16 protein-coding genes are annotated in these 21,206 nt (G+C 40.1%); 12 read left to right on the plus strand and 4 right to left on the minus strand.

The features are described from left to right. Genes IGI76_RS02105 through IGI76_RS02130 form a run of 6 tightly spaced genes read left to right on the plus strand, consistent with a single transcriptional unit; the run spans nucleotide 1 to nucleotide 5,979 of the window. Nucleotides 1-609 (plus strand): DUF624 domain-containing protein, encoded by a 609-nt coding sequence (locus IGI76_RS02105; protein ID WP_142973988.1) that lies wholly within the window; start codon nucleotides 1-3, stop codon nucleotides 607-609. Beyond that, the gene (locus IGI76_RS02110; protein WP_015508890.1) at nucleotides 606-2,033 is read left to right on the plus strand and encodes a glycoside hydrolase family 43 protein; all 1,428 of its coding nucleotides are present in this window, start codon (nucleotides 606-608) and stop codon (nucleotides 2,031-2,033) included. The genes IGI76_RS02105 and IGI76_RS02110 overlap by 4 nt, the downstream gene beginning before the upstream one ends. Nucleotides 2,034-2,036: 3 nt before the next feature. Further along, the gene (locus IGI76_RS02115; protein WP_015508891.1) at nucleotides 2,037-3,020 is read left to right on the plus strand and encodes a glycoside hydrolase family 43 protein; all 984 of its coding nucleotides are present in this window, start codon (nucleotides 2,037-2,039) and stop codon (nucleotides 3,018-3,020) included. Further along, nucleotides 3,021-4,466, plus strand: a complete 1,446-nt coding sequence (locus tag IGI76_RS02120) for an alpha-N-arabinofuranosidase (protein WP_010748730.1) — start codon at nucleotides 3,021-3,023, stop codon at nucleotides 4,464-4,466. It abuts the gene before it with no gap. A 4-nt stretch (nucleotides 4,467-4,470) separates the two neighbouring features. Next, nucleotides 4,471-4,737 carry a DUF6171 family protein gene (locus IGI76_RS02125; RefSeq protein ID WP_218212363.1) on the plus strand — a complete coding sequence of 89 codons (267 nt, stop codon included), beginning with the start codon at nucleotides 4,471-4,473 and terminating at the stop codon, nucleotides 4,735-4,737. A 51-nt stretch (nucleotides 4,738-4,788) separates the two neighbouring features. Then, nucleotides 4,789-5,979, plus strand: a complete 1,191-nt coding sequence (locus IGI76_RS02130; RefSeq protein ID WP_164890356.1) for an arabinan endo-1,5-alpha-L-arabinosidase — start codon at nucleotides 4,789-4,791, stop codon at nucleotides 5,977-5,979. A 66-nt stretch (nucleotides 5,980-6,045) separates the two neighbouring features. Here the strand turns inward: IGI76_RS02130 and IGI76_RS02135 are convergent, their stop codons facing one another. Further along, nucleotides 6,046-7,308, minus strand: coding sequence for a glycoside hydrolase family 27 protein (locus IGI76_RS02135; RefSeq protein WP_333718914.1), 1,263 nt, complete (start codon nucleotides 7,306-7,308; stop codon nucleotides 6,046-6,048). A 120-nt stretch (nucleotides 7,309-7,428) separates the two neighbouring features. Here IGI76_RS02135 and IGI76_RS02140 point away from each other — a divergent pair, with 120 nt between their 5' ends. The 6 genes from IGI76_RS02140 to IGI76_RS02165 all read left to right on the plus strand — a co-directional run bounded on the left by IGI76_RS02140 (nucleotide 7,429) and on the right by IGI76_RS02165 (nucleotide 18,849). Then, the gene (locus IGI76_RS02140; protein ID WP_333718915.1) at nucleotides 7,429-8,328 is read left to right on the plus strand and encodes a helix-turn-helix domain-containing protein; all 900 of its coding nucleotides are present in this window, start codon (nucleotides 7,429-7,431) and stop codon (nucleotides 8,326-8,328) included. Between the two features lie 50 nt (nucleotides 8,329-8,378). Next, nucleotides 8,379-10,310, plus strand: coding sequence for a glycoside hydrolase family 127 protein (locus tag IGI76_RS02145; RefSeq protein ID WP_438780969.1), 1,932 nt, complete (start codon nucleotides 8,379-8,381; stop codon nucleotides 10,308-10,310). Between the two features lie 461 nt (nucleotides 10,311-10,771). Further along, the gene (locus IGI76_RS02150; protein WP_438792250.1) at nucleotides 10,772-11,896 is read left to right on the plus strand and encodes a coiled-coil domain-containing protein; all 1,125 of its coding nucleotides are present in this window, start codon (nucleotides 10,772-10,774) and stop codon (nucleotides 11,894-11,896) included. A 5-nt stretch (nucleotides 11,897-11,901) separates the two neighbouring features. Further along, nucleotides 11,902-13,980, plus strand: a complete 2,079-nt coding sequence (locus IGI76_RS02155; RefSeq protein ID WP_333718918.1) for an McrB family protein — start codon at nucleotides 11,902-11,904, stop codon at nucleotides 13,978-13,980. Next, the gene (locus IGI76_RS02160; protein ID WP_333718919.1) at nucleotides 13,964-15,742 is read left to right on the plus strand and encodes a DUF2357 domain-containing protein; all 1,779 of its coding nucleotides are present in this window, start codon (nucleotides 13,964-13,966) and stop codon (nucleotides 15,740-15,742) included. The genes IGI76_RS02155 and IGI76_RS02160 overlap by 17 nt, the downstream gene beginning before the upstream one ends. A 275-nt stretch (nucleotides 15,743-16,017) precedes the next feature. Then, the gene (locus IGI76_RS02165; protein ID WP_333718920.1) at nucleotides 16,018-18,849 is read left to right on the plus strand and encodes an endo-beta-N-acetylglucosaminidase; all 2,832 of its coding nucleotides are present in this window, start codon (nucleotides 16,018-16,020) and stop codon (nucleotides 18,847-18,849) included. Between the two features lie 131 nt (nucleotides 18,850-18,980). Here the strand turns inward: IGI76_RS02165 and IGI76_RS02170 are convergent, their stop codons facing one another. The 3 genes from IGI76_RS02170 to IGI76_RS02180 are packed head-to-tail and all read right to left on the minus strand — an operon-like array spanning nucleotide 18,981 to nucleotide 21,203. Continuing rightward, nucleotides 18,981-19,643, minus strand: coding sequence for an ABC transporter permease (locus tag IGI76_RS02170; RefSeq protein ID WP_005227316.1), 663 nt, complete (start codon nucleotides 19,641-19,643; stop codon nucleotides 18,981-18,983). A 4-nt stretch (nucleotides 19,644-19,647) separates the two neighbouring features. After that, a complete protein-coding gene (locus tag IGI76_RS02175; RefSeq protein WP_005227318.1) occupies nucleotides 19,648-20,568 on the minus strand; it encodes an osmoprotectant ABC transporter substrate-binding protein in 921 nt (306 codons plus the stop codon). Then, nucleotides 20,568-21,203, minus strand: a complete 636-nt coding sequence (locus tag IGI76_RS02180; RefSeq protein ID WP_016609633.1) for an ABC transporter permease — start codon at nucleotides 21,201-21,203, stop codon at nucleotides 20,568-20,570. The genes IGI76_RS02175 and IGI76_RS02180 overlap by 1 nt, the downstream gene beginning before the upstream one ends. Nucleotides 21,204-21,206 lie beyond the last annotated feature (3 nt).

Below are 21,206 nucleotides of genomic sequence, written 5' to 3' on the forward strand. Positions count from 1 at the left end.
ATGTTTCTAAAAGCAATGAACTGGCTAAATGCATTGGTACTTCTGATAGAACTAAATATTTTGTGGCTTCTAGGTATTTTAGCTGGTTTTTTTGTGGTCGGCTTTGTTCCCAGTACTGTTGCTGTCTTAACGATTCTAAATAAAGAGGATCTATTTACAGGCTATTACTCTTATATAGAAGTATTGACTTTATTTTGGAAAAACTATGTGTCAGCCATTCGCTTATACAAATGGCGGGTCTTTATATTTCCACTTGTTCTAGGCATTCTCTATTTGGAATTGCTGATTGTGCAGCAAAGTGATCTAATGAGAGCATTTTTCCAATGGCCACTTTTGTTTTTGTTCAGTTATGTGATTTTAGTATTGATCAATTTATCCTTAGTCACTCGATTGAGTAAAGATAAGTGGCGGAAAAAAGCCGTTTTTTCATTGACGAGTCCATTTTTGTTACCAAAAGAATCGTTTCTTTGTCTTTTGATGGTTCTCACATTTTCAATTGTTAGCATGGCGTATCATTGGTTCTTTTTTGTCGCAATTTCAATCTTTTTGTACAGTGCCAGCAAGTGCTTGTTGTCAGGCTATAGCAAGAAAGGATTGTTAAAATCATGATCAAAAAATTTCTTTTCTCGTGTGTTCCTCTAATGGTTCTTTTATCTGGCTGTACTGCTTCTGCAGTTGAAGAAGTCTTGTCCCCTCCTGAGTTTGCCGATGTTAGTGTCCATGACCCATCGGTGATCAAAGCGGATGATACGTTTTATATTATTGGATCACATATGCAATTTGCCAAGTCTCAGGATTTGATGAAGTGGGAGCAGATATCTAATTCAGTATCTGAAGATACACTATTTGAGAATATTCGAGAAGAATTGGCAGAAGAGTTTGAGTACGCACAGACAGATACGTTATGGGCTAGTGATATCCAACAGTTTAAGAATGGAAAATACTATTTGTACTATTGTTTGTGTCAAGGAACTTCACCGCTCTCCGTAATGGGAGTGGCGGTATCTGACTCTATTGAAGGTCCTTATGAAAAAGTCGAATCTTTTCTTTATTCAGGAACCTCTCCGCAGTTTGGTGAAGCGTACAATGCAGCGATTCATCCAAATGCGATCGATCCTCATGTTTTTTATGACAATGAAGGAAAACTATGGATGGTCTACGGATCATACTCAGGTGGGATTTTTATCCTAGAAATGGATGATGAAACGGGTTTGCCTAAAGATCGAAATTCATACGGAACACATTTGATGGGCGGAAATCACAGTCGCATCGAAGCACCATACATTCAGTATAATCAAGAAAATGGCTACTATTACTTGTTCACTTCATTTGGTGGGCTAGATGCAGACGGTGGATACAACCTTCGAGTCGCGCGGTCAAAGAATCCCGATGGTCCTTATGAAGACAGCCAAGGAAATCCAATGGCTGAGGTAAAAGGGAAATTTGGAACGGTTTTTGATGACGCAAGTATTCAAGACTTCGGAACTAAAATTATGGGGAACTTCCTATATACCGAAAATACGAGCAATGAAGGGGTTGGCTATGTTTCGCCAGGTCACAACTCGACCTATTATGATGAAGAAACCAATCAATATTACTTGATTTTCCATACACGTTTTCCAAATAGCGGAGAATACCATTCTGTGAGAGTCCATCAAATGTTTTTCACAGAAGCAGGCTGGCCGGTTGTTTCTCCATTGAGATACAGTGAAGAAACGATTGCTGACTATACAAAGAATCAAGTTACGGGTGCCTATACGCTGATTTCCTTTGACAAGTTTTTAACGGATGATTTGAAAGAACCACAGGAAATTACAGTTGAAAAAAATGGCACGATCAAAGGTGATCGCACTGGAACATGGGAACTAGCAGAAAAGAATAGTCAAGAAGATTCAAGTGTGGTTATCGATGACACTGTTTATAAAGGGAAGTTTCTTTCCGGCTGGGATGAAAATCAGCAAAAGCAAGTAATGACATTTACAGGTACCTCAGAAGCAGGAGTACCATTATTTATTGTTAGGAATGAGGAGTAAGGTATGGCAAAAGCAAATGCAGAGACAATACAAAATCCAATCGTGTATGAACGAGCAGACCCTTGGGTATATTTACATTCCGATGGTTACTATTATTTTACAGGTTCAGTTCCTGGGTATCAGTCGATTGAACTTAGACGAGCGAAAAGCCTCAATGAACTGGAAGATGCGGAAAGAAAGACGGTTTGGCAGGCACATGAGTCGGGACCAATGAGTGAATTGATTTGGGCGCCAGAAATTCATTTTATCGCTGATAAGTGGTATATCTATTTTGCCGCGAGTGATAATGAAGAGATCAGAAATGAAAATCATCATCATCGAATGTTCGTGATCGAAAATAATGCAAGTGACCCTTTTGAAGGGGAATGGGAAGAAAAAGGACAGGTCATCACGCAATTTGAAAGTTTTAGTTTAGATGCAACGGTGTTTGAACATCAGGAGAAACTTTATTATGTTTGGGCGCAACAAGATCCAAGAATTCCAGGAAACTCTAATCTTTATCTATCAGAAATGGAAAATCCATGGACACTAAAAGGAAAGCAGCTTTTACTATCGATTCCTGAATACCCTTGGGAACAGATTGGTTTCATGGTGAATGAGGGACCAGCCGTGCTTAAACGAAATGGTAAGATTTTTATCACTTATTCTGGCAGTGCTACAGATGAAAATTACGCTATGGGATTATTGTGGACAGACGAAAATAGTGATTTATTGAATGGATTTTCTTGGCACAAATCCCAAGAGCCAGTCTTTCAAACGTCAGAACGGAATTCTCAATATGGACCCGGGCATAACTCTTTTACAAAAGGGGCAGATGGTGAGGACATTTTAGTTTATCATGCAAGACCAGAAAAAAATCAGGCAGGCGATCCTCTGGCAAACCCGAATCGACATGCAGTTGCACAACCATTCACTTGGGATGAAAAAGGATTCCCAGTTTTTGGCGAGCCGGTCGCAAACAATAAATTAGAGATGAAGGTGAACTGATTGACGATCAACATTCAAAACACAAAATCAGGAACAACGATCAGCAAATATATCTACGGTCATTTTGCAGAGCATCTAGGCCGTTGTATCTATGAAGGATTATACGTTGGAGAAGATTCGCAGATCCCAAATAAAAATGGGATGCGGATCGATGTGGTTGAAGCACTGAAAAACATTCAAATCCCTGTGCTGCGTTGGCCAGGCGGCTGCTTTGCCGATGAATACCATTGGAAAGACGGAATTGGACCTAAAGAAAACCGCAAAACGATGGTCAACACTCACTGGGGCGGCGTGACTGAAAACAATCATTTCGGGACCCATGAATTTTTTGAATTGATCAAGCAGCTGGAATGTGACGCGTATGTCAACGGCAATGTCGGCAGCGGAACGGTGCAAGAAATGTCGGAATGGGTGGAATACATCACGATGGATGGCATTTCTCCGATGGCTGATCTTCGCAGAGAAAATGGCCATGAAGATGCGTGGGAAATGAAATTCTTTGGCGTAGGAAACGAAAACTGGGGCTGCGGCGGCAATATGCGGCCAGAGTACTATGCGGATCTGTATCGCCGCTATCAAACCTATGTCCGCCAATACGGTGACAAAAAAATCTACAAAGTTGCTGGCGGAGCGAATGTCGCAGACTATCATTGGACAGAAACGCTGATGAAAAACGCCCATTGGTTGATGGACGGCCTAAGCTTGCACTATTACGTTCATCCGCAGGGCTGGGAAGAAAAAGGTAGCGCCTTGGAATTTGATGAGGCAGAGTGGCAAGTGACCTGTGAAAAAGCAGCCTACATGGATGAATTATTGACCCGCCACAGCGCGATCATGGACCAGTATGACCCAGAACAGCGTGTGGGAATCATTGTTGATGAATGGGGTACTTGGTTCTCAGCAGAACCTGGGACGAATCCAGGCTTCTTATACCAACAAAATACGATTCGTGATGCCATGGTCGCAGCGATCACCTTGAATATTTTCCATAAACATGCCAAGCGAGTGCATATGGCAAATATCGCACAAACCGTCAACGTCCTGCAAGCGATGATTTTGACAGATGGCGAACAAATGGTGAAAACCCCAAGCTATCATGTCTTTGATTTGTACAAAGTCCATCAAGATGCTGAAACCATTGATAGCCATGGAACTAGCAGTGATACCATTACGTATACGATTTCGAAAAAAGAGGATACGATCCATCTATCAGTTTGTAATTTTGCTACCCAAGGCACGGAAGAATTAACCTTCTCCCTGGAAACAGCGATCAATGAAGTGAAAGAAGCTCGTTATATCGTGGGGGACAAAATGAACGCACACAATGATTTTGATCATCCTGAAGATGTGGTGATCCAAGACTTCACCGCTTACGATGTTGAAGAGAACAAAGTCAGCTTGCGGGTGCCAGCAATGAGTGTTCTAACGATCTCATTGACAGTCTGATCCCATGACTTGTAAAGGATGCGAAGTGAAAGATGCTGCAGTAGCAGCACAGGAAGACATTGAATCCTTGATTGCAGAACAACTTTCTTTAGAAAGCGACTTGGCTTCGCGGGAGATCGTCAGTAGGAGAATCGCTGTTTGTGAGACTTGTCCATTGCGATTGAATCATACCTGTACCAAATGCGGCTGCTTTTATCGGTTTCGCGCAAATTTAGCTAAGAAAAACTGTCCTGCTGGAATGTGGGAACAAACAGGACAGCTCGTCAAGTAGCTGTCCTGTTTTTATAAAATAGCATAAATTAATTAGGAGATGAGGGAAGACATGACAGCGATCAATGGGGTTCATGATCCTACGATTATTGAACATGAAGGCACCTTTTATTTATATTCAACGGACACACAACAGCCCAAAACGGCTGGTGTACCAATTCGTCGTTCAAAAGATTTGATCCATTGGCAATTTGAGAAACAGGCATTGTCAGAAATGCCTGAACCAGCAGTAAAATGGAGCAAAGCTCAAGGACTATGGGCACCGGAAGTTATCCGCTACAAGGACGAATTCCGTATGTATTATTCTGCTTCGACATTCGGCAGTACCACTTCTTTTATCGGCTTAGCTACAGCATCAGATCCTTTGGGTCCTTGGGAAGATCAAGGAGAGGTTGTTAAAACCAATGCAACTCTTGCACAGCATAACGCGATTGATGCCAATATTGCTTTTGACCGCTCGGGTGAGCAGTGGTTTGTCTATGGTTCTTTCTTTGGCGGAATCTATATTGCTCCATTGAACAAAGAAACTGGAAAACTTCAAGAAAAGAGCTATGGCCAACGGATTGCTTTTCGTCCGAAAACAGTTGATACTGCTATTGAAGGCCCATTTATCTATTATCATCCTGAAACCGATTATTATTATTTGTTTGTTTCTTTCGACTCCCTTAACGATTCGTATAATATCCGTGTCGCCCGAGCAAAAGAAATTACAGGGCCATATCTGGACTGGCATGGTACGGCCATGACGGATCAAGAAAAGACGCCAACCGAAGTAGGGACTAAACTGTTAGGCAGTTATCAGTTCTCAGAAGAACCAGTTGTATACGCTCCTGGTCATAACTCGATCTTTACGCAATCCAATAAAGAAAGCTTCGTTGTGCATCATGCACGGAGAAAACCATTCAGTGACCAATTCCATTTACAAATACGTAAACTCTATTGGCTGGAATCAGGCTGGCCAGTAATCTCTGCTTCAATCTATCAAGGAAGTGTTTCACGAATGCCAGAGCAGGAAACTCTGTTAGGAAAGTGGGAAATCATCCAATTTGATCATGAATCTCAAGTTATATCTTCTCAACTGCAAGAAATAACAGCATTAAAAAAAGAAGGACGAAGTTACTTGTGGGGAGAAAACGAATTTGTCCCATATTATGAGTACATCGACCAAAAAGAAAGGTTGTTTTTATCTGGAATCAATGATCAAGGCGTTGCGTTTCTTGGTCGAAAAGTGTACGAAGAATAAAAAACAAGCAGCACAATGAGTAGGTTCCATTGTGCTGCTTGTAAACGTATGCTGCTGCCCTTTTTACTAAATACTGCCTTTTAATAATCTGACACCATGAGTAGGAACCTCAGCATCGGCAATTGTTTGTTCTTTTTGTTGCCATAACTCAGTGCCGCTTTTAATTGGTAGTAAAGCAGCGATCGATTTTGGGATGGTTTGCGTTTGATCAGAAACATTGAAAATGGCATAGTAGACGGCTGTGTCGCTCAACGCCTCCCAAATGATCCACTCTTGATCACGATAGAACTCTTTTTTCGTATGGATTCTTCGATACATTTCTAAGACTTCAGTATTCGTCAATAAACGTAACGTAAAGGGATCGATGTCTGGTAAAGTACCACCGAACATCAATGGAGATTGGAAGATCGTCCATAAACTCATCAATAAGTGTTGCTCGTCTTCCGTAAAACGTGTCCAGCTATCACCACCGCCACCATCAACTGCCCGAATGCCGATATGACCCAACGGCAGCATATCACAGTCAGGCCAGTTACCTGGACGGACGAAAGGTGCCCACTCTGCTGCTCGGTCAAACATGGCGTAAAGGGCGTCCCAATGATCCCAAAAGTCATCCGTCAAGCGCCACATATTGGCATGATTTTGAAAGAAACTGCCATTTTTGAGGGCAGCTGGTCCGGGAGACAAAGAAAGGACGATCTCTCGACCGGATCGATCGATCGCACGGCGAATCGCTTTGATTTCTGCTTTATGGGCATCACCGTAAATTTTCGAATCGCCGATATCATCCACCTTTATAAAGTCAACACCCCAAGAAGCATATAATTCGAGCAAAGAATCATAATAAAGCTGTCCTTCAGGCAATGAAACATCGACCCCATACATATCGGAATTCCAAGGGCAGATTGAATTCATAGCAATGTCCCGTGCCCGTTTATCCGTTCCTTTGATCGGCGTATTTTGATGAACTGCTTGTCGTGGAATGCCGCGCATGATATGGATACCAAACTTCAGCCCTTTTTGATGCAGATAGTCACCAAGTTTTTTGAAACCAGCGCCATCTTTTGCTGAAGGGAAACGGTTCTCAGCAGGAATCAAGCGAGAATAGTCGTCCATACACAACGGATAAAAATCATTGTACCTTGTAGACTTTGCTTCTGGTTCGCTCCATTGAATATCCACGACGACATACTCCCAACCATAAGCTTTCAAATGCTCTGCCATAAAATCAGCATGGGCGATCACTTCTGCTTCGGTTACAGAAGCGCCATAGCAGTCCCAAGAATTCCATCCCATTGGGGGTGTTTGTGCAAAATGTAAAAAAGACATCGATTTCCTTCTAGTACGTTTTTCTTATAGTATAGTAAGCAATAAAAAAGAGAGGGAAAGTTTTGTCTACTAGCAATAAAAAAGAAAGAAATCGTCAACGAATGAAAAAGGAGTTGGTTAATGGTGTTTCCACAAGAAAAAAATTATGCGAAGATTACAGCATACTATAGTGTTGCCCTTGAGCGTTTTTCCATGGATCCACATCAACACCCAGCGTGTGAGATCATGTTTGTGACCAAAGGGAAGTGTAAGCTAAAGGTGCAAGATCAAGTAATTGTTCTGGAAAGGAATGATTTCGTTTTCATAAATGCGTTTGTGGAACACGCCTTAGTCGTTGAAGGAGATTCCTGCACCTTACTGAATATTGAATTTCTTCTGAGTGAGACACCGTCCGCCCTTTGTGTTCGTGATGTTTTTGCATACATTAAAGGAAATGTACAATTGAATGAGCCTTACGCGAAAAGTCGCGATGTCCGCCAATTTGGACAAGCGATCAAGTCATTGCTGCAGCTGCTAATGATCGATGATACTCAAGAGCAACCGTCTGCTGAACGGCAATTTACGATCGAGCTCTTGTTTAAGCGGATGTTGATGGAATTAGCCTTTTCATTACGTACGAAAGAAACCAAACGGGGCAATTGCTATGTGAACGCTGCGGTCAACTATATTCAACAGCATTTTGATGAAGATATTCAAGTCTCCCAAATCGCAGCGGCTGTGGGGATTACGAAAGCCTACTTGCATAAACTCTTTCATGAGCAACTGGGAGTGACGGTCAACCATTTTCTCACTAGTGAGCGTCTGAAGCAGGCAGCATTTTTACTAAGCAATAGTCAGCTGCCAATCGTCGAAATTGCCGCTCAAGCAGGATTCAACAGCAGGCAGCACTTTACCAATACCTTTAAACAGAAAAAAGGCATGAGTCCTAAAGCCTACCAGCTCTTATATAAGCAAACGATCAAAGAAGAGGCAGGGCAACATATCACAGGAGATGATCCGGCCTTTTTATTAATGAAGTAAATATGAAACGAATGATCAAACATAAAAAAGTAAAAGAACAGGAGAACGTAATGAAAGAATTCGCATTAAACAAGATCCAGCTTACGGACGAGTTTTGGCAAGGATACCAAGAGCTTGTTCGCAAAGAAACGATTCCTTACCAATACCAAGTCCTAAATGATGAAATCGATGTAGATGTTCAAGCAGAACGGGAAGATCCCAATTTGCCAGCTGGGAAAAGCCATGCATTGGCGAATTTTCGCATCGCTGCAGGGCAAATGGAAGGGGAACATTTTGGCTGGTTTTTCCAAGATAGTGATGTCTACAAATGGATCGAGTCGGCTGGGTATAGCTTGTTGAATACTAGCGATCCGCAATTGGAAAAGACAGTAGATGAAGTGGTTGACTTAGTTGCTGCTGCGCAAGAAGCGGACGGCTACTTAAATACCTTCTTTCAATTGACCCGACCGAAGTTAAAATACCGTCAGCTGTATTTCAGTCATGAACTTTATTGTGCCGGGCATCTAGTCGAAGCGGCTATCGCTTATGATCAAGCAACAGGCAAGGATAAATTACTGACCGTGGCAGAGAAAAATATCGCCAATATTTGCACGTATTTTGGGCGGGAGCCTGGAAAAATTCAAGGTGCTGATGGCCATCAAGAGATCGAATTGGCTCTGGTGCGTTTGTATGAATACACTGGTAAACAAACCTATTTGACATTAGCTGATTTCTTTCTTGAAGTACGTGGGGAAGATCCTGCCTTTTACGAAAAAGAAATTTTGAAAAACCAAGCGGATGGCTTATCAGATGAAACACCAAGGGTAGACCTCACCTATTTACAAGCCTACGATCAACCTAAAAAGCAGCATGAAGCCAAAGGTCATGCGGTACGAATGCTATATATGGCAAGCGGGATGGCAAAAGTCGCCCAGCATACCCAAAATCAAGCATTAAGCGACGCTTGCGAAGCGATCTGGGAAGACATCTCCTGTAAGAAAATGTATGTGACCGGTGGCGTCGGCTCAACCGTTCACGGGGAAGCCTTTGTCGGTCCCTATGATTTGCCAAATGATACGATGTATTGTGAAACTTGTGCAGCCATTGCATTGGTCCAATTTTCTTTTGAGCTGTTCAAACTAACCAATGAACCAAAATATTTAGCGACGATGGAACGAGCGTTGTATAATAGCGTCCTTTCTGGTGCGGCAATTGACGGTAAACACTTTTTCTACGTGAATCCTTTGGAGGTCAATCCCCAACGAGATCAAGAAAATCCTGGCAAAGGTCACGTCAAAGCCCAACGACCCGATTGGCTCGGTTGTGCGTGTTGTCCGCCCAATTTTGCACGGATGGTCGCTTCGCTGCAGCGCTTGGTTTACACTTGCGATCAAGAGAAGCTTTACGTGAATTTATTTGTAGCAAGCCGTTTAGAAGAACCTGATCAATTTACGTTTGAACAAACGGGCGGGTTTCCTTTTACAGAGGACCTCACGATTCGCTATCAAGGCATTCCAAAGACGCTCATCATCCACAAACCTAACGGACTAAGTAAGTTTCAAATCGATAGTGAACACGAATGGCAGGAGACGAACGAGGCAATCATCTTTGAGGCAGTCGAAAACGTGACGGCCAATATCCGTTTTGAACAACCATTGCAAATCTTGCGTGCGAATCCTCAAGTTATTCAAGACATCAATCAAGTCGCATTGCAACGTGGCCCATTCGTGTATTGCATAGAAGAAGCCGACAATGGTCAAGCACTCTGGCATTGCCGCATCGACCCACAGGCGCTGGAGGCGACCTTTTCGAAAGAGGATACGTTGTTGCCAACTACTTTACGCTTGGCGATCAAAGGCTACCAAAGCGAAGAATGGTCGGGAACAACCCTTTACGAAGAACGAGCGGAAACGGTCATACCTCGTACGTGGCAACTGATCCCATACCATTTATGGGGCAATCGGGGCATAGGCGAAATGCGCGTTTGGCTGCCCACATTGTAATAAACTTCAAGAAAAAGCCTCTGTATTTGTTTATCGAACACAGAGGCTTTTTCAAATCATTTGCTCTTAAGTAATTAAGTATCTTTCAACAAAATCGATAAAGGGATAGAAATGAAACCTAATAAACCAGTTGTTAAATTAGAATTGATCGTCTATCATAATAACTTTTTATGTTTCATATATATTAAAAGAGATAAGAATTATTGGATGACTTTGAAAACTTACAGCATACTTAAGTAATTTAAAACTTCAAGGAAGCTTTAAAAGTAATATTATAGGTAAGACGAGCGAGCGACAAAAAAAGTAAAAAAACATTTTTATTACATATGTAATTCATTGTTATGTTAATGTACGTTTTTTGGTTCTATCAACTTAAAATTAAATAGTTTTTTAGTTAGCTATTAACAAAAGCTGTATATATAATGGTAAAATAAAGTTTGTGAGTTTCATAATATTTGTAAATGAAAGAAGTGAGGAGTATGCTGTCTAAAATACAAAATACATTATTGATTCGAATCGTTGCTGCATTAGATGACAATCATTTAAACCAATTAATAAAAATAGTTCCCAAAAAAAGTCAAGGAATGGTTTCTTTAAAAGAAACAAGTCCCAAAAGATTGCGAGATTTGTCTATAAAAGGTCTTTTGAAAAATAACTATTATATCTATAAGTTTTTATCGGGTGAGGGTTTTAATGACATTGTGGATAAATATAGCAAAAAATTTTCTTATTTATCTTTAGATAGTATGGATGATTTAATCAATGAAATGAACCATAACAAGGGGATTAATTATCCTGAGTTCTTGCTTTATTTAATAAAAAATAAGAATAAAGAAGAGTTGGATAATTTTTTTAAAAATGATGAAATTAATATTGAGATTATAGAAGAAAAAATCAAGTCATTAATTGAGGATGATGTGGTTTTATCAGATGCTGAAGAAAATAGTAAACAACAACAGGATGAAAAAGCTGAAATAAATAAGTTAAGTAAAGAAAATGATGATTTAAAAAAAGAAGTACTCAGAATTAAAGGAAAGAAAACAAAACTAGAAAATGAGATAAATAAACTGAACCAAAAGATTCAAAAATTAAATAATAAATATGATAGCAGAAAAAAAAAATCTGACAATGATATAAAAATAAAAATTGATCAGATGAAAAACTCTTTTCAAGGAGAAATTGATAAGCAAAGAGATGAATTGAAACAGAACGAGTTAACTATATCTGTTTTGGAGAATGAAAATAAAGAACTGAAAAATAAAAATAATGATTTAGAGAAAAGAAATGAAAGCCTGAGTTACGAAGTCAAGAAGCTTAATTTGAATTTGAATAAAAAAAAGGTAATAGTACTAGGAAAGTTGTCCGAATCAATTACAGAAGCTTATCCTAATTATTTTTTTGTTCAAATATCGAAAGAGGAACTGGATATAAATAGAATTAGAGAAGAACTATCTAAGCAATATGAAAAAGTTTTCTTACTCTCATATCAGATTTCAACTAAGATGACGAGAGAAATAAAGCGACATTTTCCTGAAAAAAAAATTATTTATATTAATACAATTGATGATTTTGAATTGGAGGATTAAATCAAATGCGTTATGGGAAACAAGATTATGAAATTATAGGGTACTTAGAGGATGGATTAAATAATATTAAATTTGATAAAAATGAATACATGTATATTTGGCTAACTCCCCTCTCTGATTTTCCAAATAGTATTACAGACGATATCGATAAAATTCAAATATATGCAACTGAGCTCAGAAAATTTGATTTTGCTGATGATGGATTATACCAGGATAGGGCTGAAAGAGCTGAACGCTTAGCGGAATTTTTGTCTGATTCATTGCTAATCTGTACGCCTGAGATTATAAGAAACGATGAAAACGGGCAAACTTTTTGCCGAGGATCTAACGTGACATTAGTAGCTAAAAATGAGGGATTCACGGATAGTTATGTCAAGTTTCTATCTCTCCCTGTTTTCGACAAGGATTCTTTTAAATCTTCTATTAATTCAAAGGACTCTTTTAAATGGCATTTTTATAACGAGAAATTGGTAGGGAGACTTTTTCAGTACTCTAAGGATGCTGACGACTATCCACAGTATGTTTTATGGAAAGAGGATGAGGATAACCATACTCTTTTTGGAGAAATAACTGGTCAAAACTATTCAACATATGGTGTTCAATATAGTGTGAACAAAAAAAGTAAACATTATATTGAACTTTCATCTCCAGAAGATGATGATTGGTTTGATTCTGAGCATTTACAAGAGAATGTTGTTTTCATACCAGCAGATATTCTTGAAAAGAAGATGGGAGAAATAGAAAGGTTAATTCAAATTTCGGATGAAGAGATTAGTTTGACTAAAGAAGAATTTCTGAGACGTATAGATAATGGTGACTGGAAAAAAATGAGCGCTACATCTGAACTTGAGGGTTTGACTACTTTTTCCAATAATAGTTTTCTTGGTAAGCAGGAAAGCAATGATAAAGCCATTATCTCGGATAGAATAACTGATAACAATGATCCGAAGAGTGGAAGTTCGGATAATGAAAAATCAGAGGAATTACAATTTATTGATCGTTTTGAATTTGTTGCAGAAAAGCAATTTCATTTGCATTATGACAAGAAAGATTTAATAAATTTTCATGCTGCTATGAAAGGTGATAGCTTAGTAATACTAGCTGGTTTAAGTGGTACTGGAAAAACTCAATTAATTCATACTTATGCAAAAGCACTGAACATTGGTGAAAGCCAATTGAGATTTATTTCAGTACGTCCATTTTGGGAAGATGATTCCGATTTGTTAGGGTATGCTGATACAGTCAATTCAGTATATCGTCCTGGAGATAGCGGACTTTTGGACATATTAATTGATGCATCAAAAAGTCCAGATAATTTGTATATGGTTTGTTTTGATGAAATGAACTTAGCAAGAGTTGAACATTATTTTTCTCAATTTTTATCTGTACTAGAACTATCTCCTGAAAATAGAAGATTGAAGTTATATAACTCTGAGCTAGAAAAGCGCCTATATAATTCGGCTTATTATCCACCAGAAATCATAATAGGTCCGAACGTTCTGTTTGTTGGCACTATTAATACAGATGAGTCAACACATCAGTTCTCAGATAAGGTTTTGGATCGTTCAAATATTATTTCATTAAAAGTGGTTCCTTTTAATAATGTTTTAAACCTTGATCAAATAGATGATACAAATAAGCCTAAAAATGTACGAGCAATAAAGTATGATAAATACAAATCATTTAAAAAATCTAATATTAATAATGCTTTGAAAAAAGCTGAAAAGGATATGTTATGGGAAATCCATCTCGAAATGAATAGCCATGATAAAAATGTAGGAATTGGTTGGAGAATTTTGAAACAAATAGATGACTATCTTCAAAACATTCCAGAAGAATCTGAACTAACAAGGAATGAGGCAATAGATTATCAGCTGGTTCAAAGAATTTTAACTAAAATCCGCGGGTCAGAAGAACAGCTAGCTGATATGTTGGGTGTTTGGAATAAGGCATCTAACTCTTATGAAATTGGTTCTCTTGAAAAAATATTGGATAAAAATACTGGTAGTTCTTCATTTGAATTTTCTCGGCATGCAATTCATCAAAAAGCGAAGGAGTTGAGCTTACATGGGTTTACCATTTAAAGTTCAACTGTTAACCAAAGGTTATGATTCACTACTCAACTTCTATTCTATGGATGAGGCAATTGATTTTAAATCTAAAACTATTCCTAAAATAAAAGAATTTCAAGAGCTAAAATTTATTTTTTCAAGTACTAACATTGAAGATAGATTGTATTTGAAAGAAATAGATGATTTCGAAATTGATGGAAGATTTGAAGATGAAAATAAAAATCTTTATTTTCCGCCTTCAAACAGAACAATCTCAATATTTGATTACGATTCAAACCAAAATGTTCCTTTAATTCCAGGATACTATTACTTCGAAATTATAAGTTGTAATCAAATCTTTTATTCTGTTATCCAAATAATTCCCAAAGATCTTACATTGGGTGAATGGCATGTAATGCGAGAGGAAATCGAGGAATCAGTAAAAGGGCTGTCCACTGAATTTATTAAACGTAAAGAAAGTACTATAAAAGATTCCTTTAACTCTGGTCAGAAAACTGCATCAATGATTGAAAAAATCGAAAAATTATGTGAGGATATTCCTAAAGTTTTGGTTGCATTGGATAGTTTAAAGAAAGAAGCTAAATTTTTTATTGCAAAAGAATATTCTTGGAAGCCTAATGGAAGTAAAACACTTATTGACATGAGAACACTTCAAATGATGCAACGTCATCCTGAAAAAAAAGGGCAAATATATTCTCCAAAAAGAATTTTAGAATACGACATACCAGAGAATCAATGGATAAAGTTTATATTGAATCATTTTATAAGATTTACTAAATTGGCTATAGATTATATAGAAAGAATTCATCAATTGTTAGATGACGAAAATGAAACTGTGGAAAAATTTAATCACAGTAAGCCCACTAAGACTGTGGCTTACACTTATAATAGGTTATTAAGCCAAAAAGAATCTCTTGACGAAGATAAAAACAGACTTCGCTCATTTTATATATATATAAGCGAGTTTTTGGAAGCTAAATATTTTTCGAATGTTTCAGATAGGCATCCTAAGTTTGTTCCTAAATCACTTATCTTATCACCAAAATATAACGCAGTTTATAAAATGTATCTGAATAATATAAGAAATAATGACAATGTTCATTTTGATAGAAATTATCGATACTATTGGAAAAAAACTGATCTTTTATATGAAATATGGACATATATAAAAACTGTTAACGCACTTATCGATCTTGAGTTTGAACCTGTGTCAGGATGGATATTCGATTGTTACTCTTATAATGAAGCTTTACCGTTTTTAACAGATGGGACAAAAGTAGTTATGAAGAGAGGGACTGTTGAAATAAGGGTACTATTTAATGAGACGTTAAGGAATAAATCATTTAATAATACACTTGACAATCCTATTAAAACCTATTCTAGTAGGAACAAACCAGATATTAGAATAGATATCTTTGATTCCAGTTCCTATACAGGAAGCATTATATTAGATGCAAAGTATAAACGCTTATATAATATTGTATCGAGTAGCCGTAGTCGTTCGCAAATAGATCAGTTGATGGCTTATAGAAATGATACTTCATCAAACATTATTGATTTCAATGATATTTTGTTAAGACAACTAAGAGTAGTTCAAGCCGTTTTTGCAATTTACCCTTTAAGAGATGGGAATACAAGTGCTCCTAAATTTTATGATAATGATAATTTAATATTCAGTGAGCTTCGTCCTAATTTTGGGTACGAGGATTTTAGAAATAGTTTAAAAAAACAAATCGAAGACCGTATTGCTATTCATGAATCATTAAGCAAGTAGATGTGCAGACGTTAGTATTATTAATAGTGGATTAAGCAAGCATAAAAGCTATTCAGTGTTAAACAGAATCTGGAATCAAGCTAAATTTATTCATTTTTTTCGTTAAAATATCATGGAAAAGGGACTCTTTTAGGAGGCTCTTTTTTTTCTAAACCTAACCTTCTTGGATTTGTTGCATGATTTCTTTAATTTGTTCCTATATTCTTATCTTTGAAAGCGTTATCGTTTTAGTGTAGGAATGTTGGCGGGTTTATGTAAAACAAGGAGGAAGAAGTGTGACAAGGATAATCAGTAAAGTTGGCGCATCTTTGTTGGTATTGGCAGCGGCAACGGCCATCGGCGGCTGCACCCAAAGTGAGGCGAAGACAACTGGAAAAGTCGTTTACCAAGAAACAGCCAAAAGTACGTTGGAAAAAGCGATGGACAATCAACCGGAGTCGTCTTATTGGTTCCCAGAGGATTTGTTGGCATGGTCTTTTGAAAAAGATCCAGATGCGAAATACAATACCAGCGTTGTTCCATTAGCGCAGCGGGCAGCTAAAGAGACGTTGCCGAAGATGAATGACACGCAAACGGCAGAAACCAAAGTCGTGGCGCTTTCGATCATGAATAGCAGTACGAGCGGCAATGCACCACGAGGGATCAATACCTTTGATGCCAATGTCTTTTCTTATTGGCAATACATCGATCAATTGGTTTATTGGGGCGGCTCTTCTGGCGAAGGGATCATCGTACCACCAAGTCCTGATGTGACAGATGCTGCTCATAGGAATGGCGTGCCGGTTTTAGGAACGATCTTCTTTCCGCAAACTGCCCATGGTGGGAAGTTGGAATGGCTAGATACGTTTTTAGCTAAGGATGAGGACGGCAATTTTCCGATCGTAGAAAAAATGATCGAAGTTGCCAATACGTATGGCTTTGATGGCTGGTTCATCAATCAAGAAACCGATACAGCGGTCACCAGTTTTGATGATGCAGCGGAAGGTGTCGAACAATCGGGGGCTGATGGTAAAGGACTAAATGAAAGCCACGCCAAAGCGATGCAAGAACTAATCGCCCAATTCAAAGAACAAGCCGACGAGCATTTAGAGATCATGTGGTATGATTCCATGACGAGTGATGGGAAAATGGATTGGCAAAACGCTTTGACGGATAAGAACAAAGCCTATTTGGTGGATGCAGAGATGAACCCATTGGCAGATAGTATGTTCTTGAATTTCTGGTGGACCACTGACAAACTGGCGGACAAAGAGCTGTTGAAGGCCTCCAATGAAAAAGCCCGTGAAATCGGCGTCGATCCTTACGATCTTTTTGCTGGGATCGATGTACAAGAAAATGGCTATTCAACGCCTGTGCGCTGGGATCTGTTTACGGATGAAAAAGGCGTTCCTTATACCTCATTGGGCCTGTATGTGCCTAGCTGGACCTATTCTTCTGCTAGTACGCCGGATGATTTCCAAAGCAAAGAGAATGCTTTTTGGGTCAATAACACGGGCGATCCTCGGGAAAGCCAGCTGCCAGAAGCGACAGAGTGGCCTGGAATCTCCACGTATGCCCTGGAACAGACCGCTATCACAGAGCTGCCTTTTGTGACGAATTTTAGTCTGGGGAATGGCTACAACTATTTTATCGACGGAGAAAAAGTGTCCAGCCGCAATTGGAACAACCGAAGCTTGCAAGCTGTTTTGCCGACCTATCGTTGGGTCTTTGACCACGGAAAAGACAATGATTTAGCTGTATCAATCAATTATGCGGATGCCTATAATGGCGGAAATGCACTGAAACTACGTGGACAGATGACAAAAGGTAGTACCAGTCACATGGCATTGTATCAGACAGCAGTTCCTGTGACGAAAAAGACGAAGCTGACGACGACTGTCAAAGCAACGGTACCGACAGCTCTTGATTTGGTCGTGACCTTAGCCGATGGTTCGACACAAACGATCAAAGGAGACAAAGAGGTCGCAACAGACTGGACGACGATCACTTACTCATTGAAAGACATCAAAGGGGAAGTGACAGCGATCGGTTATGACATAACCACGAAAGAAACCAGTGATGTCTATGAATTGAATTTAGGGCAATTAACGATCGGAGATCAGAAAGCGGAGAAATTCGCTGCCGAAGCATTGACGGTTGAGGATGTGCTCTTTGATGAAGAAGAGGGCAACTATGCGGGTGTCCGTTTAACGTGGGAAGCTGCCAAGGACAAGACAGCTGCGGTTTATGAGGTCTACCAATTGAACGATGACGGCTCACGCTCTTTCTTAGCAGCTACGCCAGCAACCAACCACTATTTGAATGCCGTTGAACGACCAAAAGGAACGAAAACCAAGTTCGCGGTGGTGGCAGTGGATCGCTATGGTAATCGTGGCAAGCTATCCGATACGGTGGAGATCACTTGGCCAAACAATCAGCTGCCAAAAGCAGCCTTTACAGCCTCTAAAACCTTAGCGGCACCGGGGGAAACGATCACCTTCACGAATACCTCATCTGCGAATGCCGAAGCATTTGAATGGACGTTTGAAGGCGGCGATATCACCAGCAGTACAGAAGAAAATCCCCAAGTGACCTATTCGGAACCAGGTACCTACAAAGTCACGCTTGTTGCCAAAAACGAAGCAGGAGAGACCCCTCTGGAAATGGCGGGATTGATCACGATTTCTGCTGATGCGCCGAAAGAGTTGCTGCTGCTTTCAAAAGATGCCGAAGCAACTGCTTCATCGTTTGTCAATGATGCCGAAGCACCAGCTTTTGCCCTCGATGGTGATTTGAGTACGAAGTGGTGTGCGACAGGCAATGCGCCTCATGAGTTGATGATCGATCTCGGTCGACCGCAAACGGTCAGTGAAGTACGCCTCGCCCATGCGGAAGCTGGTGGAGAAGGCCCAGACATGAATACGCGGGCGTATACGGTGCTCGTCAGTGAAGATAGCAAAGACTATGAGCCAGTTTCACGAACGTTGAAAAATGAAGCGGGCAATAGCACCAATACGTTTGCCGTCAAGAAGGTGCAATATGTAAAAATCAGTATTGATAAACCAACACAAGGAGCAGACTCAGCAGCCCGAATCTATGAAGTCGAAGTATATGGAATGGATAAATAGCGAAAAAGAGCAGGGCGTTAACCCTAAGAAGGGAAGCGGCTGAAGCGATACTTTCCTGAAAAATGACCGAACCAAAAAAGCCGTTGCGACCAATAAATGGTCACAACGGTTTTTGCTTTTTCCAAATAAGTTTAGCGTGAAGTACGGCTGGCTGGATCTAAGCGGCGTTCAATAAAGCTCAATCCAAGATCCGTAATGATCGCCATCAAGGCAGTTGGTAAAGCACCGGCTAAGATAATCGATGCACCATCCGTCGCATTGGTTCCACGGATGATGATGTCCCCCAGTCCACCAGCACCAACGAAAGCGCCAATAGCGGTGATACCGATCGCCACGACTAAGGCGTTTCGAATCCCTGCCATGATCACCGAAACAGACAATGGCAATTCGATCATATACAATCGCTGCCAGCTAGTCATCCCCATCCCTTTGCCGACATCTAACGTATTGCGGTCGACTTGGCGCATGCCGGTATAGGTATTTTTGATGATCGGTAACAAAGAATAAAGGAAAATCGTTAAAATCACGACATTCACACCTAAGCCCATGCCGATCATTAAAATCGAGATCATCGCTAAAGATGGAATCGTCTGGATGATATTGGCGAAACGAATCACCCAATCTGCCAAACGCATTTTTTTAGAAATCAAGATCCCGATTGGAATCCCGACGATCGAGGCAAAAAGTACCCCGTAGATTGAAATCAAGAAGTGACGAATGAACTGAGCAAAAACATAGCCGCCATTTTCTTGAAAATAGAAAAGAAATTGTTGGAATAAATTCATGTCTGCCATTTCGTCACTCTCCTTCGAAGTAATTATTTTCTTCTAAGAAACGTTCGGCAACTACCGTTGGTTCTAGAAGGTCATTATCCACTTGGTAATTCAATTCTTGCATTTTTTCGGTATCGATTTTGCCTGCTAATTTGTTCAGGGCATCGCCAATTTCAGGTGTTTCTTTCAACAATTTGTCATCGACGATCGGTGCGGCATCATAAGGTGGGAAGAAGTTTAGATCGTCTTCTAGCATCACGAGATCGTAACTGCCGATCCGGCCGTCGGTTGAGTACCCTAAAACGATATCCATTTTTCCGTTATCAACAGCATCATAGACGAGACCGATCTGCATCGGTAGGATATTTTGGAAAGAGAACCCATAGGCTTTTTGGAAGCCATCGTACCCATCGCCGACCCGTGTGATCCACGCGGTATCGACCCCTGCAACCAATTGATCTGCGACATCTTTCAAGTCACTGACTTTTTCCAATCCGTATTCTTCGGCAGTATCTTTTCTGACAAGAAAGACATATGTGTTATCAAAGCCGTAAGAAGGGAACCAAGTCTGTTGGTACCGTTGCTCAAATTCTGATTTGACTTTGTCAAAGGCGGCTTGCGGATCAGATTCTGGCTCCAACCCTAACGTCGTGGTCAAGTCAGTTCCTGTGTAGCGGGCAGCTGAGATCGACGCATCGCCATTCATCATCGCTTGGTGATTGATGGTCGTTGTTGCTAAGTTGTTAATGACGGTTGTGTTTTTATCCGTATAGTGTTCGACCATACCTGCAACCACTGCGCCAAGAATTTGGGCTTCGGAAGTGATCCCACCTGTGATCGCCACGGTATTCTCATCAGAAGTCGAGGCTAAACCAGGAAAGGAACAGCCGGACAGTAAAGCGACACTTAAGGAAAACAACAGCGCTAATTTTGAAGTTTTTTTCATTACGCATCCCCCCTTAAGGCAGCTGGTGTCAGTTTGTTTTCTAACAAACCCAGTAACCAGTCAGCTAATAAAGCAAAGATCGTCACTGGAATCGTCCCAGCAAAAATCAAAGGCGGTTGGTAGTTGTTTAGTCCGCTAAAGATCAAATCACCAAGTCCGCCGGCACCAATGTAAGAAGCCAAGGTAGCCCAAGCTAAAACATACACGGCCGATAAGCGGATCCCTGCCATGATCGTTGGGATCGCTAGAGGTAATTCCACACTGATGATCGACTGCAAGTTGGTCATCCCCATCCCTTTGGCAACATCGCGGTAATTCCAATCGACTTTTTTCATTCCAATGTAGGTATTTCGCAAAATCGGCAACAAGGAATAAATGAAAAGAGCGACGATAGCAGGGACTTTTCCGACACCTAAAATCGGGATCATCAATGCCAATAGTGCCAAAGAAGGCACGGTTTGCAACGCACTGGTGATGCCGATCACGACCGTTGCTGCTTTGGGGAAACGGGTCAAGATCACACCAATCGGTACAGCAACAAGAATCCCTAAGAGCAAAGCAGCAAAGGAGATATACAAATGTTCGAGACTTTTGGTGACCAATTGGCCGCCATATTCATTAAAGAAGCTTTGCATGCG

The organism is Enterococcus sp. DIV2449a, assembly GCF_051711225.1.
Classification (GTDB): Bacteria; Bacillota; Bacilli; order Lactobacillales; family Enterococcaceae; genus Enterococcus_D; species Enterococcus_D casseliflavus.

Bases quoted from the DNA above. Each gene is read 5' to 3' on its own strand.
- IGI76_RS02105 (WP_142973988.1), top strand. From the start codon at position 1: ATGTTTCTAAAAGCAATGAACTGGCTAAATGCATTGGTACTTCTGATA.
- IGI76_RS02110 (WP_015508890.1), top strand. From the start codon at position 606: ATGATCAAAAAATTTCTTTTCTCGTGTGTTCCTCTAATGGTTCTTTTA.
- IGI76_RS02115 (WP_015508891.1), top strand. From the start codon at position 2,037: ATGGCAAAAGCAAATGCAGAGACAATACAAAATCCAATCGTGTATGAA.
- IGI76_RS02125 (WP_218212363.1), top strand. From the start codon at position 4,471: ATGACTTGTAAAGGATGCGAAGTGAAAGATGCTGCAGTAGCAGCACAG.
- IGI76_RS02130 (WP_164890356.1), top strand. From the start codon at position 4,789: ATGACAGCGATCAATGGGGTTCATGATCCTACGATTATTGAACATGAA.
- IGI76_RS02135 (WP_333718914.1), bottom strand. From the start codon at position 7,308: ATGTCTTTTTTACATTTTGCACAAACACCCCCAATGGGATGGAATTCT.
- IGI76_RS02140 (WP_333718915.1), top strand. From the start codon at position 7,429: ATGGTGTTTCCACAAGAAAAAAATTATGCGAAGATTACAGCATACTAT.
- IGI76_RS02145 (WP_438780969.1), top strand. From the start codon at position 8,379: ATGAAAGAATTCGCATTAAACAAGATCCAGCTTACGGACGAGTTTTGG.
- IGI76_RS02150 (WP_438792250.1), top strand. From the start codon at position 10,772: ATGAAAGAAGTGAGGAGTATGCTGTCTAAAATACAAAATACATTATTG.
- IGI76_RS02155 (WP_333718918.1), top strand. From the start codon at position 11,902: ATGCGTTATGGGAAACAAGATTATGAAATTATAGGGTACTTAGAGGAT.
- IGI76_RS02160 (WP_333718919.1), top strand. From the start codon at position 13,964: ATGGGTTTACCATTTAAAGTTCAACTGTTAACCAAAGGTTATGATTCA.
- IGI76_RS02170 (WP_005227316.1), bottom strand. From the start codon at position 19,643: ATGGCAGACATGAATTTATTCCAACAATTTCTTTTCTATTTTCAAGAA.
- IGI76_RS02175 (WP_005227318.1), bottom strand. From the start codon at position 20,568: ATGAAAAAAACTTCAAAATTAGCGCTGTTGTTTTCCTTAAGTGTCGCT.
- IGI76_RS02180 (WP_016609633.1), bottom strand. From the start codon at position 21,203: ATGCAAAGCTTCTTTAATGAATATGGCGGCCAATTGGTCACCAAAAGT.